This window comes from Sandarakinorhabdus sp. FBCC-B8862 (genome assembly GCF_059745315.1).
In genome coordinates, this window is record NZ_CM185574.1 from 855,028 (window position 1) to 869,451 (window position 14,424).

13 protein-coding genes and 1 tRNA gene are annotated in these 14,424 nt (G+C 61.9%); 13 read left to right on the forward strand and 1 reads right to left on the reverse strand.

The window, feature by feature from the left end:
• Positions 1-13: 13 nt before the first annotated feature.
• The 9 genes from mreC to AC6BOR_RS04115 all read left to right on the forward strand — a co-directional run bounded on the left by mreC (position 14) and on the right by AC6BOR_RS04115 (position 7,715).
• Positions 14-994, forward strand: coding sequence for a rod shape-determining protein MreC (gene mreC / locus AC6BOR_RS04075; RefSeq protein ID WP_498059926.1), 981 nt, complete (start codon positions 14-16; stop codon positions 992-994).
• Positions 991-1,551 carry a rod shape-determining protein MreD gene (gene mreD, locus AC6BOR_RS04080; protein WP_498059927.1) on the forward strand — a complete coding sequence of 187 codons (561 nt, stop codon included), beginning with the start codon at positions 991-993 and terminating at the stop codon, positions 1,549-1,551. The genes mreC and mreD overlap by 4 nt, the downstream gene beginning before the upstream one ends.
• Positions 1,544-3,532 (forward strand): penicillin-binding protein 2, encoded by a 1,989-nt coding sequence (gene mrdA / locus AC6BOR_RS04085; protein WP_498059928.1) that lies wholly within the window; start codon positions 1,544-1,546, stop codon positions 3,530-3,532. The genes mreD and mrdA overlap by 8 nt, the downstream gene beginning before the upstream one ends.
• Before the next feature lie 10 nt (positions 3,533-3,542).
• Positions 3,543-4,652, forward strand: a complete 1,110-nt coding sequence (gene rodA, locus AC6BOR_RS04090; protein ID WP_498059929.1) for a rod shape-determining protein RodA — start codon at positions 3,543-3,545, stop codon at positions 4,650-4,652.
• Positions 4,653-4,750: 98 nt separating this feature from the next.
• A tRNA-Lys gene (locus AC6BOR_RS04095) sits at positions 4,751-4,826 on the forward strand.
• Between the two features lie 254 nt (positions 4,827-5,080).
• A complete protein-coding gene (locus AC6BOR_RS04100; RefSeq protein WP_498059930.1) occupies positions 5,081-5,557 on the forward strand; it encodes a tyrosine-type recombinase/integrase in 477 nt (158 codons plus the stop codon).
• A 253-nt stretch (positions 5,558-5,810) separates the two neighbouring features.
• Positions 5,811-6,188 (forward strand): DUF3768 domain-containing protein, encoded by a 378-nt coding sequence (locus AC6BOR_RS04105; RefSeq protein ID WP_498059931.1) that lies wholly within the window; start codon positions 5,811-5,813, stop codon positions 6,186-6,188.
• A 2-nt stretch (positions 6,189-6,190) separates the two neighbouring features.
• Positions 6,191-6,517 (forward strand): hypothetical protein, encoded by a 327-nt coding sequence (locus AC6BOR_RS04110; protein ID WP_498059932.1) that lies wholly within the window; start codon positions 6,191-6,193, stop codon positions 6,515-6,517.
• A 47-nt stretch (positions 6,518-6,564) separates the two neighbouring features.
• Positions 6,565-7,715 (forward strand): IS3 family transposase gene (locus AC6BOR_RS04115; protein ID WP_498058281.1). Its coding sequence is split into 2 segments (ribosomal slippage): positions 6,565-6,817 and positions 6,817-7,715, totalling 1,152 coding nucleotides; the frame shifts between segments, so codons are not numbered across the junction.
• Between the two features lie 728 nt (positions 7,716-8,443).
• Here the strand turns inward: AC6BOR_RS04115 and AC6BOR_RS04120 are convergent.
• A complete protein-coding gene (locus AC6BOR_RS04120) occupies positions 8,444-8,617 on the reverse strand; it encodes a M48 metallopeptidase family protein (protein ID WP_498059933.1) in 174 nt (57 codons plus the stop codon).
• A gap of 169 nt (positions 8,618-8,786) precedes the next feature.
• On the opposite strand from AC6BOR_RS04120, the gene AC6BOR_RS04125 reads away from it, so the two are divergent.
• From AC6BOR_RS04125 to AC6BOR_RS04140, 4 genes are all read left to right on the forward strand, one after another.
• Positions 8,787-9,053 carry a hypothetical protein gene (locus AC6BOR_RS04125; RefSeq protein ID WP_498059934.1) on the forward strand — a complete coding sequence of 89 codons (267 nt, stop codon included), beginning with the start codon at positions 8,787-8,789 and terminating at the stop codon, positions 9,051-9,053.
• 689 nt (positions 9,054-9,742) lie between these two features.
• Positions 9,743-10,876 carry a hypothetical protein gene (locus AC6BOR_RS04130; protein ID WP_498059935.1) on the forward strand — a complete coding sequence of 378 codons (1,134 nt, stop codon included), beginning with the start codon at positions 9,743-9,745 and terminating at the stop codon, positions 10,874-10,876.
• A gap of 4 nt (positions 10,877-10,880) precedes the next feature.
• Positions 10,881-12,023, forward strand: a complete 1,143-nt coding sequence (locus AC6BOR_RS04135; protein ID WP_498059936.1) for a hypothetical protein — start codon at positions 10,881-10,883, stop codon at positions 12,021-12,023.
• Complete coding sequence (locus AC6BOR_RS04140) at positions 12,020-14,374, forward strand: hypothetical protein (RefSeq protein WP_498059937.1); 2,355 nt, start codon at positions 12,020-12,022, stop codon at positions 14,372-14,374. Before AC6BOR_RS04135 ends, AC6BOR_RS04140 begins: the two co-directional genes overlap by 4 nt.
• Positions 14,375-14,424 lie beyond the last annotated feature (50 nt).

The following is a 14,424-nucleotide window of genomic DNA, read 5'->3' on the forward strand; positions in this document are numbered from 1 at the left end:
GGAGTCGAGCTGCGTGCTGGACTGGAGCCAATCCCCGCGCCGACCGACCGCCATCCGGCGGGAGCAGAATCTCGCGCTGGTGTCGGCCGTGGTGTCTGGCGCTGTGGTGGCCGCCGGCCTGATCCTGTTGCTGGTGGCGCGCGTGAACCCCGAAACCGGGGCCGGCGTGCGCGCGGCGGCTGGCGATATCGTGGCGCCGGTGTGGGATGTGGTGCGCGCACCCATTGATGGTGCAGCCCGGGTGGCGGGCCACGTCGGGGATTATTTCGGCGCCGTCTCCCGCGCCGACGCGCTGGAGGCCGAACTGGACAAGGCCAATGCCCGGCTGCGCCTGGCCCAGGCGCAAAGCCGTGAACTGGCCCAGCTGAAACGCCTGATGGCGGTGCGGGAGCCGAACCGCCAGGCGATCACCACGGCCCGCATCGCGGCGGCCACCTCCGGCAGCGTGGTGCGCAGCGCCATGATCGCCGCTGGCATGGCCGATGGGGTGACCCGCGATTTGCCGGTGATCGGCGCCGATGGCCTGATCGGCCGCACCATCGAAGTCGGAACCAACAGCGCGCGTGTGCTGCTGCTGACCGATGCCAAGAGCCGCGTGCCGGTGATTGTCCAGCGCACCGGCCAGGCCGGCCTTGCCGCCGGGCGCGGACTGCCCAGCATCATCCTGGTCGACAGGATCGGCCCGGATGTGCCGCTGGTGGCGGGGGACCGCATTGTCACATCGGGCGATGGCGGCGTGTTCCCCCCCGGCGTGCTGGTTGGCGTGGTGACCGATCCTGCCGCCGCCCAGCCGGTAATCCGCCTGGGCGCCAGCCCGCTGGGCGCTGCCTTTGTGACCGTGGAGAGGGCCTGGCTGCCGATCCCGGATGATGCCCCCAAGGGCCCGGTGTTCGATGCACCGGTGCCGGTGGAAGCGCGCCGCAAGGGCGCGCCGCCACCGCGCCTGCGCGATGCGCCAGCCGCGCCGGCCACAGTGCCGGCCACCGTGCCATGATCGCACCGCAGCCGCCCCCTGCCCTGCTGATGACGCCGGATGAGCGGCGGCGCTGGCTGCTCAGCCTGTGGCGCTATGGCGTGCCGGCGGCGCTGTGTGCGCTGATGCTGATCCTGATGCTGGCGCCGCTGCCGCTGCCGGTGCCGGCGATGCCCAATCTGGTTCTGATGGCGATCCTGGCCTGGGCCATGCTGCAACCGGCCCTGATGCCGCCATGGCTCGCCTTTCTGATCGGGGCGCTGGCCGATCTGCTGTTCGGCCTGCCCATTGGGGTGAATGCCACTCTGTTTGCCGTGGCGGCGGGTTCCATTCGCCTGCTCGATCTGTTGCTGGTGGACCGCAGCCATCTTGTCGACTGGCTGGGCGTCAGCCTGCTGGTCCTCGCCTGCACGCTGGCCAGTGGGCCGCTGTTGGCGCTGGCAGGGCGCCCAGAGCCGGTGCTGCCGATGCTGTGGCAGGTGTTGACCAGCATGATTGCCTGGCCGCTGCTGCTCAGCCTGTGTGTGGCGGTGCAGCGCCGGCTGGCGCGCAGTGTGCCCAGTTGGTCCCATGGATGATCCCGTCCGCCGGGCGAGTTTCACGCGGCGGGCGCTGCTGCTGGGCGCCGGCATGGCGGGCACCGGCGCGCTGCTGGCCGGGCGCATGGCGTTTCTGTCGCTGTTCGAAGGCGACGAGTATCGGCTGAAGGCCGAAGGCAACCGGGTGCAGAACCGCCTGGTGCCGCCGCGCCGCGGCTGGATCGTCGATCGCCACGGCAAGCCGATTGCCATGAACCGCCCGGATTACCGGCTGGAGCTGCGTCCGGCCGATATGGGCGATCTCGATGCGACACTGATCGCCATCCGCCAGGTTATCGACATCAGCCCGGATGACGAACTTCGTATCCGCGACGACATCGCCAGCCAGCCGCGCTTCATGCCGGTGGTGGTGCGCCAAGGGCTGACCTGGCCCGAGTTTTCGGCGTGCAACGTGCGGCTGGCCACCGTGCCAGGTGTGGAACCGGTGCAGAGCTTTTCGCGCCACTATCCCGAAGGCGAGCGTTTGGCGCATCTGATCGGCTATGTCGGCGCACCGACGCCGGAGCAGTATCGCGCGGAGAAAAACCCGCTGCTGATCTACCCTGGCTATCGCATCGGGAAGGACGGGATCGAACGCCACGAAGACCGGCGGCTGCGCGGGGCTGCCGGTGCCGCCCGGGTGGAGGTGACGGCGCGCGGCGAACTGGTGCGCGAACTGGGCACAAGGCCCGACAAGCCAGGCGATACGCTGAAGCTGACCATCGATCGCGACCTGCAAAGCTATGCCGCCCGCCGGTTGGGCGACAATTCGGCCAGCGTGATCGTGATGGATTGCCAGACCGGCGATGTGCTGGCGATGGTTTCCATGCCGGCCTATGATCCCAATATCTTTTCCACCCGCGTGCCGGCGAAATTGTGGAACGCCCTGCAAAAGGATGACCACACGCCGCTGTTGAACAAGAGCGCGATGGGCCTGTATCCGCCCGGCTCCACCTTCAAGATGGTGAGCACGCTGGCCGCGCTGGAGGCCGGGATTGATCCCGATGAGGCGGTGTTGTGCACCGGTGCCTATCGGCTGGGCAGCAACACCTGGCACTGCCACGCGCGGCGCGGCCATGGCGGCGTCAACATGCACCGCGCCCTGCCCCTGAGCTGCGACACCTATTTCTATGCCATGGGCCGCCGCGTGGGCGTGGATGCCATCGCCGCCATGGCCCGTCGGCTGGGCCTGGGGCAGGAATATCCCCTGCCCATCCCCGGCCAGGCCGGCGGCATCGTGCCCGACAAGGCGTGGAAGCAGAAGCGATATGGCAAGGGCTGGCGCGAGGGCGAAACGCTGAACGCGTCCATCGGCCAGGGCTATATCATCACCAATCCGCTGCAGCTGGCGGTGATGACGGCGCGGCTGGCCAGCGGCAAGGCGGTGCTGCCGCGCCTGATCGATGATGGGCGCACGCCGGACTTCCCCCCATTGGGCATCCCGGAATCGCATCTGGCCATCGTGCGCCAGGGCATGGTGGATGTGGTGAACGCCGGTTACGGCACCGCCCGCGCCGCACGCAGCCCGGTGCCCGATGTGCTGATCGCCGGCAAGACCGGCACGGCCCAGGTGCGCCGCATCAGCATGGCCGAGCGCAAGCGCGGCGTGATCCGCAACGAAGCGCTGCCGTGGAAACAGCGCGACCATGCGCTGTTTGTCGCCTTTGCCCCGGCCGGCGCACCCCGCTATGCCGTGTCGGTGATCCTGGAACATGGCATTGCCGGCGGCCGCTATGCCGCGCCAATCGCGCGCGATGTCCTCACCTATCTGTTCGAACCGGAACGCGCACTCGCCGTGTTGCCGTCAATCGAGGCCGAGGCAGCAGAGCGCCGCGCCAGCCGTGCCAGCATGGAGCAGGCAGACAGCATTGCCGAGGAAAACCGCCGCCTGATGCCCAGCTGGCTCAAGCTGGACATCAAGCCGCCGGTTTTCGAAATCGCCGATCCCGACGCGCCGCAACCGCCGCGCGAACCGGAATAGGGGCCGGGCGATGGATCTGCTCAACGGCCCCTGGCGCCGCGAACTGGCACGTCTGCCCTGGGGCGTGGTGCTCCTGATCAGCGCCATCGCCGGCTTTGGCACGATGGTGCTCTATTCCGCTGGCGGCGGCTCGCTCGATCCCTGGGCGCTGAAACATGGGGTGCGCTTTGCCATCCTGCTGGTCGGCGCGCTGGCGCTGGCGATGCTGCCGCCCGAACGCTGGCTGGCATGGGCCTGGCCGATCTATTTCACCTTGCTGGTGGCGTTGGTGGGGGTGGAGCTGGTGGGCGCCGTGAAGGGCGGCAGCCAGCGCTGGCTCAACCTGGGCTTCATGGAATTCCAGCCATCGGAAATGATGAAACTGGCCATCATCCTGGCGCTGGCCCGATATTTCCAATATGTGCCAAAGGGTTACGAAAGCAAACCGGATGTCTTGCTGCCAGCCCTGGCCATCATTGCCATGCCGGTTGGGCTGGTGATGCTGCAACCCGATCTGGGCACCGCGCTGTCGATCATGTTTGGCGGCGTGGTGGTGATGTTTCTGGCCGGCGTCAGGCTGTGGCTGTTCGGTACGGCGCTGGCCGGCGTGGCTGCCATGCTACCGGTGGCGTGGAACCTGCTGCATGATTACCAACGCAAGCGTGTGCTGATCTTCCTCGATCCCGAAAGCGATCCGCGCGGCGCCGGCTATCACATCACGCAAAGCAAGATCGCCATCGGTTCGGGCGGCCTGTCCGGCAAGGGCTTCCTGCAGGGCACGCAAAGCCATCTCGATTATCTGCCCGAACTGCACACCGATTTCGCCTTTGCCACCATGGCGGAGGAATGGGGCCTGTTCGGCGGCCTGTTCGTCATCATCCTCTATGGCCTGGTGCTGGCCTGGGGCGTCCGCACGGCCATCAACGCCAGCAGCCAGTTCCAGCGATTGCTGGCGCTGGGCCTGATGGCCACCCTGTTCTTCTATCTGGCGATCAACATGATGATGGTGATGGGCCTCGCTCCCGTCGTCGGCATCCCGCTGCCGTTGATCAGTTGGGGCGGCAGCTCGATGATGACGGTGATGATCCTGCTGGGCCTGGTGATGGGCGTCGCCCGCGCCAATCGCCCGAACCTTGATTGAACACGCAAAAACCGGTTTACAACCCCCAAGCCCCTTGTTAAAGGCGCGCTCCCGAACGGCGGCACACCCGCCGGCTCCGGTGCCTGAAACGGCAGCGTGGACGCATAGCTCAGTCGGTAGAGCAGCTGACTCTTAATCAGCGGGTCCTAGGTTCGAGCCCTAGTGCGTCCACCATTTTTTCAAAGACTTAGTGAGCTCTCTCGTACTTCGCTACAGGGGTCAGCAACCACATAGCAACCACCGTGCAGGGTCATCAGTAGTAACTGAGGGCAACGCCTCGTCGTGCCTGGTCAGCAGGCACGCACGCCAGGCGCGCTCTATCTAATATACTGATATTATTCATTTATCTTGACTTTCGCGCCGCTTTGTGGCACAATGATGATGCTGGCCGATACGGTCGAGCCATTCCCAAAAATTAGGAACCTCCAATGAGTAAGCACGCCAAGGTGCTGACTTCGGCCGACCTGCGCCGTGTTCTCCACCACATTTCAAACTGCCGCCACCCAGAGCGTAACCGAGTCATGGTCCTGCTGAGCTTCAAAGCGGGACTGAGAGCGGCCGAGATTGCCGGTCTAGAGTGGTCCATGGTGTTAGGCCCTAACGGGCGGATGACACATGAGCTCGACGTCTCAGGTCTAATCGCGAAAAATGGCCGCAGCCGTCGGGTTCCGATCAACCATGAGCTGAGAGCCGGCCTTCTCACGCTTTGGGCGGCGATGGGCAGACCTGAGAATGGACCCGTCATTCGCTCAGAGCGGGACCGACAGATGACGCCCCGGTCGGTCGTAAACTGGTTTTCGGCGTTGTATCGTGAGCTTCAATTTGAAGGGTGTTCGTCCCACTCTGGACGCAGGACCTTCATCACCAGGCAGCACGACTTCTGGCAAAGACTGGCGGCTCATTGAGAGACGTGCAGGAGCTCGCTGGCCACCGTGCGCTCACTACGACCGAGCGCTACATCGAGGGCGATCGGGACGCTCAGCGAAAACTGGTTCAGCTGCTTTGACCACCCTCAAGATCGTCATCAGCCTCATTCAGTACGATCGAAAGCGCCAGCGTGAAACGCTAGGCGAGCAGCCAGTCTGGCCACATCCCCAACAGCGCTCTTACTGCTGAACAGTCTCCCAACAGCCCATTTCAGTCGAAAGGAACGATGCCATGGTTGGCAGCGATGAGAACAGCTGCGCCCCCCGCAGCCCTACAGAGGCAGCAAATAGGACCCAGCGAATTGCTCAGCTAAATGACAAGCTGCGGTGCCATGGCCGCGGCGGGCGATGGCTGATCACGGCGGGCGTTGCGGCCCTGGATCCAGAGACGGTTCAGGCCATCGTGTTTGCTGTCCGCACGTTTGATGCCTTCTCCGACGACAATTGCCCGTATGGCGAGCGCGACTTTGGCGCGCTTACGGTGATGGCTCAGCGCCTTCTGTGGAAGATAGATTACTACGACAGCAGCCTGGAGTTCGGGTCGCCCGACCCTTCTGATCCCAACGTCACCACGCGCCTGCTGACAGTCATGCTTGCCCAGGAATATTGATCATGGCGCCTCGGAATCAGCTTGTTGAAGCCGCTGCTCAACTGGGCGCGTCCGAGCAAGGTCATCTCGACTCACTGTGTGGTCTGTACTCGATCCTCAACGCCATCAAGTTGGCCACATGGCCGTCGGTGAAACAGCACGCACAGCAGTCGAACCGGTTGTTCAAAGTCGGCGTCGCACACCTGGATGATGCCGGTCTTACCCGAGACGTGCTCCAGAGCGGCATGGATGAGGACACTTGGGTCTGGCTTTGCGAGCTGCTGACTGCCGAAGCTGTCAGCATCAGCGGCATTCCACTTCGCCGCGTTCCGGTTGACGTGCACCCCTGAATTGGTCCCATTTTTGGGTAGAGTCCGTTTCTCGAGGAGACGGACGCATGAAGCGGAGCAGGTTTTCGGACGAGCAGATCATTGGGATCGTGAAGGAGCAGGAGGCGGGCATGGCGACTGCCGAGGTCTGCCGGCGGCACGGGATCAGTTCGGCGACGTTCTACAAATGGAAGGCCAAGTACGGTGGCCTGGAGGTGTCCGAGGCCAAGCGGCTTCGGTCGCTGGAGGATGAGAACGCCAAGCTGAAGAAGCTGCTGGCGGAGGCGATGCTGGATATCGCCGTGTTGAAAGACATCAGCTCAAAAAAATGGTGACGCCCGACGCGAAGCGGAATGCGGTCGCACATGCCCGGGAGACGTTCGGGCTGAGCGAGCGGCGGGCGTGTCGTCTGATCGGTGTCGCGAGGCGGGTGGTTCGATATGAACCGACCCGTCCCGATGATGCTGGCTTGCGCACCAGGTTGCGTGAGCTGGCTGGCGAACGGCGGCGGTTCGGCTATCGGCGCCTGGGGTATCTGCTGGCGCGCGAAGGGCATGCGCCGAACCACAAGAAGCTCCTGCGGATCTACCGGGAAGAAGGGTTGAAGGTGCGCCGCCGTGGCGGCCGCAAGCGGGCGTTGGGCACCAGGGCACCTATGACGATGCCGCAGGGGCCGAACCAGCGCTGGTCACTCGACTTCGTCAGTGATGCGTTCGCCTGCGGCCGGCGCTTCCGCATCCTGTGCGTGGTCGACGACTTCACGCGTGAGTGCCTGGCGCTGGTGGCCGACACGTCGCTGTCCGGTGCAAGGGTGGCGCGGGAGTTGGACAGCTTGGCGGCCGTCCGCGGCAAGCCGCTGACGGTGGTCAGCGACAATGGCACCGAACTGACCTCGACCTCCATCCTGCGCTGGGCACAGGAGCGGCAGGTGGAATGGCACTACATCATGCCGGGCAAGCCGACGCAGAACGCCTTCGTGGAGAGCTTCAATGGCCGGCTGCGCGACGAATGCCTGAACGAGACCCTGTTCACATCGCTGGCGCACGCCAGATCGATCCTCGCGGCCTGGAAGCACGACTACAACACCGTCAGGCCGCACTCGAAACTGGGCGGATGCACCCCTGCCGAGATCGCCGGCCAACGGGGTTGGGGGCATGCCCCCAACCCCGTTGCCATCACATCAACCATCAGCCATCAAAGCACAGGACTCTACTTCTGATCGGTACCAATCAGGGGTGCACGTCAAGCAGGCCAAGCCAAAGGCACTGGAAGCCGCACTGTGCAGGTCAAAGACCCTAAGGGTTGTCGGTCTCAATGTAAGGACCGTCAACGTCCGTCGCATAGAGACGCCAGAAGCCTTAGCGAGGACCAGTGCCTATTTGTTTAAGGCGCCCGACGCGGCAAAGTTCATCGCCCCGACCAGCAACGGTGGGTGGGAACTACGGAAGGTGAAACCCTTCAAGCTCTTGCACGTCAGGCTGATCGAGTGTCTGTCGTTGATGCAGCTTCCCAAGCTAATTTGGGGCGTCGCTGAGGGTGCTGAGATTGCTCGAGTGACGAAGCGGCGTCTAAAAGCGTGGCACGCCCGTCAAGAGCAGGTACGGACAGGCGACCTTCAGTCGGAATGGGCTGTGTATTGGCAAAAATCGGAAGCTCGTAAGGCAAGGGCACCGATCGATTTCGCGTATCCCGCCCCAGGAGAGGATCTGACCGATTGGGAGAAGCTTGCGACAGCTTGGCAGAAGGCAGCTAACAAAGCCTAGAGCGCCACTTTGTAAGTAGCCTAGCCAAACACGCGATGACCTGTATGGCTAGGCTACCAAGCGCCGGTTTAGATGACAGCGGCATCGCGTTTAGGTCGGCCCTGACTAGGCGCCAGGATGGCATGAACCGATCAAGGATTGCCCGAAACAGTTGGTCATGTTTGTTCGATACCAGGTGAGCGAGCTAATGTGGGACGACATAGTCGAGGCCTAGCAGCGACTTCTTGGCAAGGTCCAGGTTAAGCCAGATTGTACCGCTTTCTGGCTTGCAGCTTCCCCACTTTGTGCGCATTCGCTTGATGCCCAAGCGCGAAGTAGCCAAGCTCAACTGCTGTGCCTCGACTCGCCACGCAAACAACTCAACCTAGCGAATCGACCCGCCAACTGGGCTCCCCGTTTGGCCAATGTCACCGTGCTCCACGGGCAAACCGTAGGAAGCCGCAGCATCATATGGGAAACACAACCTACTGTTTTTAAATATTTATCTTCTCTATAATCGTCTCGGATATCAGCACCCAGGACGATCGATGATCAAGCATTACGACACACATTTGGCTCTCAAGAATCTACTGGCGAGTTTGGGGGTCTGTGGAGCATGGCGGAAGCTCACCGGCGGGCACTATCAGTTTCGAACAGCTGAGGGCGCCATTCTCAACTGGTGGCGTTCGACCAAGACCGTCAGCTTCCAGGGCCCCAAGTCCGAAGCTGATTGGCTGAAGCAAGCGTTTCTGCGCCAGCAGCGCGCAGCCAGGCGCTTCTCCACGCGCCTGCCGGCTACCACTCGCCACCCATGACACTTTCACGCTTTTGTCATGAGTTGCGGTAGCGATCATGGTGCAATGTAGCACTGAGCTCAACGCATCCGACCAGTGCGCCAGAGTAGCCACGGGAATTCTGTTATGAAGCTGTTGGGCGAGGCTATCCGCTTGAGTTCACGCGATCTGACAGGTCACGTGAACTGTTCGCATTTAACGCAACTCGAACTCCTGGTGGCAAGAGGGGGCACGAAGCGGCCGAAGCCTTGGGATCCGTCACTGGAACCATTGTGGGAATGCGGCATGAGCAAGAGTTTATCCAAGTGATTTCGAGCTAGGGCTTGCTGCGCATACCCGCCTCCAAAGAGCCCTTGAGCTCGGCGACATCAGTGACATAAGCGACGAAGAACTACAAACAGTCGAAAGCTACAAACGTAACGATTGTCTCTCCGCGCGCCATCTTCACCTGTACCCGCAGATCTTAGGTCAGGCTCCTCCGATTGTCACGGGAGGTCGATGAGGCATGAGACCACATTTCGTCGGGGACCAGAAGTCGACCTCTCTGCCGAGCGGCCTGCCTCCATCCTCATCATTAACATCCCGCTAGCCATGACAATCTAGGCTAGACGGCTTGAGCAGCTTGGAGCTCGTTGCAATTATAGGGAATTTTACGCTTGATCCGCCCAAATTCATCAATATTGTGGATGAATATTCTGGGGGGCGCTTGATTGGCACGTTACACCTTCGCGCGCGTGCCGCGCGACATTCCTTACATTTCTCGATCCCACGTGGACGCCGCACTGCACGACACTGCAAACGGCGCTGATCGGTTGTTGATGCTGCTTGGGGATCCAGCTGGCGCTGGTGTCACTCGCTCTACTAAGAACTACATCATTGACGAAATGCCGGACTGCAGGTTTGACAACCGGCGCGAACGCCTCCCTGTGCTGCTCGACCTATGCGACCGTGGACTTGCCTGCCTAACTGCCTGCGAAATGCTTGCCGTTTTACGCAACGACATTGTAACGCGCATCAACAGCGCGAAGGGGATAAGCAGACTGGGTCAGCACCTTGCCGCATTCGACTCATTCTATGCGATCTGGACGGCGGAGACCCGTCGCAAGCATTCGGCACCGAAACTAGTCCGAACGTCAGCCGAGAAAGCTGGCACCGCTTTCTTTAAACTCACGGTAAGCTTCGCCGGCCTTGCTGCTTTCCATTACGCGGGGGATGCGGCAGAGGCCGCCGGCATTTTGGAGGACTTCGGATGGGCAACTGACGGTGCCATCGACATGGCTCGCGACAAGGCAACCGACAGCGCCTTCGAGCGAACCGTTGACAACGTTGAGAACTTTATCAACGAGGTTATCGCGCCTAGGTTAAACGGGCGACTAAGGAATGCGATCGCCGACAGGAATACACTACAGCGCGAAGCCTCTTCGATCATGCACGACCTTCTGCTGGACGCCATCGCGCGCATTCAGCGATCACTGCTGACGGAAGCGAACCTAGTCCTTTACGTCGACGCGATCGACCTAGTTGAAGATGATGCACTTGAAACGATCGGGGTGCGTTTTGCCATAGCCGGCGTAGCCGACAACTCGAGGCAGAACGGCGTCGGCTCGGTCCTCGGCGGCCGCGGACCGGCCACCCGCTGGCGCCGCGCAATCTCCACGGTGACGCCCGTGCGGGTCGGACCACTGCCCGCGGATGAAGTCCACCAGCGGCTCCGCAGCACGGATTTAACGGCGGAAGAACAGGACTGGCTCATGAAGTCCGTAGGGGCACCGGCACCGGTTTTGGCTGCCACCCTGAACGATGCCTATGCCCGCCTCCTGGCTAGCAGGAAGCCACGAGCATGAGCGTATGAGCCCGACAACATCGCTCGCCGCGGCGACGCGCTTCTCCCGCCTACTGCGGCTGGCTGACCGGCGCCCCGACGTCGCCATTCGCATAGGCATTAAGTGGCTAAAGAGCGACGCCTCCCCGCCGATGCTTGAGGTTTTCTATCGCGCAGTCTCAAGATTGGTGGAGACAGTCGAGACAGGCGGTGTTGGCCAATCGAACACAGTATCTTCCTTGATCAAAGACGCCAGGCTTACCCTTGCCGCCGTCGAACCGGCGATCAGGCGGGACATGGACCTCAGACTGAGCTTTTCGATAAGGAGCGCCGGGCCAGGATCGCGGACGATAGCCGTCCGTCTGACTGACGCAGACGACTTGGAACGCGTCGCCGTTGCTTGGGACGACTTTGAATGGTGCGACTGGCTCCTGAAGGGGTTCAATGCCCTAGCGGATGGTGATTACGAAGCGCATCTCGCGTTTCCGCCACTGAGGCTCTACCCAGTAGGAAACTACATTGTGCAGCTCGCCGACGCCCTCACGCGCGGGCAGTCGCCTTCTTCGTTCGTACCAGAAAGAGTCGCCAAGGCGCTGCGACACCATCTTTCCGGAGAGGGTCTCGTGAATGGTCAGGATGCCTCGTTCTGGCATCTTTTCCGACTGCTGGGCGGCACGGACCCGAACGCGTTCGTCGCGCGCAGTTTCGTTCCTCGCCTGTCCGAACTCGACCCTCGGTCCAGGGTGGCGACGGTTCATGAGATCTGTGCTTACGCTTGGGACCATTGCGCGACAGAAGCCGCCAGAGCGGAATTCATGGAGCAGCTGTTTACAGCGCTGCCCGGTGATGTCGCCGGCTGGAAGAGCGCCGCCTTGCTCGAGGATGCCTGCAGCTGGCCTTCAGACTGGATAAATGGGACCTCGGAGGTAGCAATCAGCGTTGGCAAGGAAATGGATGCCAATCCGTCCATGAAGATTTTCCTAGAAGACATGCTCGCTGCCGGCAAGTTGCCGAAGCTCTCAGCATTAGTGGGGGGCGCTAGTCGCAACGGCGTGCGTGGGATGGTTGAGCAGCTTGGCCAGCGGCGCCGGGCCATGGTGGAGGAATACCAGATGCCTGACCCGATAGACGCAGACGAGCTCCTTCTCGTGCTGGAGTCTGCACGATGAGTGCTGGCGGATATTCAGCGGCATCTCAACGCCTCTTGGACTTCGCTATCCTCAACAAGGAGGACAGCGACTTCCGCAAGGAGGGCGAGATCGTATACGTGTTCGATACTAGCGTGCTCGAGTCCTATTGGCGCCGCGACCCTACAGGCACCGCCGGCCGCCTAGGCATGGACGAACTGCTAGACCCGAAGGTCGCCACTTATAGCGGCTGGCTCGCGCTGAAGTTCCTGATGGAACACCGATTGCCGGGACAGAAGCAGTCCGCCTACGTAAGTCCCTCGCACTGGAACGAGGCGATTGACAGGACGTTAAAACTCGAGCGCGACGCCCGCGGGAGCCTGCAGCGGGCAGCCTGGCGGGACGCCGCGAAGAACGGTTCGAAATCTACAGAGCCTGCAATCCCGCCCGACCCGACGAAGCTTGATGCCGCGCTAAGGCAAGTAATGGCGGTGGGGCCTGCTGAAAGACTTCAGGCAGCGCATCAAATTGGCGTCGGCGAGACATTTGTTGCATTCATGAGCACGGTCTCCCAAGAGGAACGAATCAGGCGCACGTTCCAGGATGGCCGGGCTTCCCAAGACGGGCGCGAGAAGGAGGCCGGCGTACGAGACCTCAGCCGCTGCGAGTTTTACTCCAACCTCGGCAGCGCGTCTGTCAACTATGGCGACTTCCGGCGCTGGCAGGGTCCGATCGCACGTGAGCGCAAGCGGCTGCAGCAGGCACGAGGCAAGCTGTTGGAGTCACCAAAGAACGTCGACAACGACGCCCGCACGCTCGCGGCGATTCAGGCGATGTACCGTGGCAACCTCGCAGCTTTGGGCACCAACCCTAAGGTCAAGTTTGTGTTCGTGACTGCTGACATTGCCATACATGAGGCGTATCGGGAGCTTGAAGCGCGTCTCTCGGAGGAAGGCATCCCTTACTTCTTGCGGCATCCACACGTTTACGCGCCACTCCTTAACTTTGCCAACATGTCCAGAAGCGTCCGGCCAGATGATCTCGAGACGCTCCGTACGGTATTCGATCGAGTGGAGGAGGCACTCGGCCCGCTCTATGACGGCTACAACCTCCGCTCTCGGTTAGTACAGCAATACGATACTCGACTTCGCTACAATGTTGACGCTTGGTCACGGCACGTCATGACCATATGCCTTGCTAATAGTGACTACGTGCTTAGCGACATTTCTGGAGACTATATTAGCGCAAGATCGTTGGCACAATTACTGTCGAGCCCAGATATGCGCGAGGCGGCCGCTAGGTCGGTTTCAGCGGGGATGGGGCATATTCGCGACGACCACCTCCGGGTTGCAGCGCTGGAGTGGCTAGAGGCTGCGCACGACGGCGCCGAGAACGGCATGGTCGACCACCGCGCACCAGTCAAACTGATCGGCGTGGACCCGGCCCGCGAACTCGGCTTCGCAAGCGCATCCGGCCACCATTCAACGACCTGGCTCAATGCGCTTCTGAGGAACTTCCGCGCCGCAGGTGGGGGCACCGCGGGGGTCACCGCCCGCCTGCGCGAACTTTGGGACGATCCGAAGTCCGCGTTCGCCGCCAAGCTTCTCGCCAGCTGCATCTTTTTTGCCGTCGACAAGTGGCAACACGCGCAGCTGTGCGCGCAGCTGGCCCTCAAGGACCGCCGACGCGGCGGTCCTACAGCGCAGTGGATCCGCGAGGCTAGATATTGCGAGGCGCTCGCCATGCGCATGCAGCTCATCACCGCAGACGATTTTGTCCGTGCACGGGGTTTACTCGACCGGAACCTAGCGGACAGCACCGATCACCTGGCCGAATTGCGAGACCGAGTAGAGCGCTCGACGCTCGTGCTTTCGGTGATCATCGTGCAGATGGCAGAGGAACGGCTTCCGATTGACGGCCAGGACACCGAACTAATGAGGATCGTGCCAGAAGCTGACCTGCAATCGGAGTTTGACGATGCAGTCTGTGAGCTGGAACGTGCGGTCTCTAAACTGGAAGGAAAGAATGACTGGAGTGATCCGGACATCGCGAAACGCGTCCAACTCCAGGGGTTGATTAATCTCCTCGGAGCGCGGGTGTTCTCTCACATGTTCGGCGACGACGCGCTATACGAGGAAACTAGTACGCAGTCCCTATCGGATGCGCGGGCAAGGCTTGAGGACTTACTCGTGGACCAGAGCCTCCCGCATTCCACGACTGCACAGTTCTATATAATCACCGCCCGCGCCTTGGAGACCGGTGACGCGGCCGCGGCGGGGGAAGCGCGCACTGCCCTAGATGGGATAATGAGGAAACAGCCCTCGCTCTCAGCGATGGACCGCGTCGAGGTGGACTTCGTCACCTCTTGGTTGGACAAAGCCGCCAGAGGATAGTGGAGGCGCACGGTCGCTTTCAGCACATGATAAAATTTCATTTTCGTCAT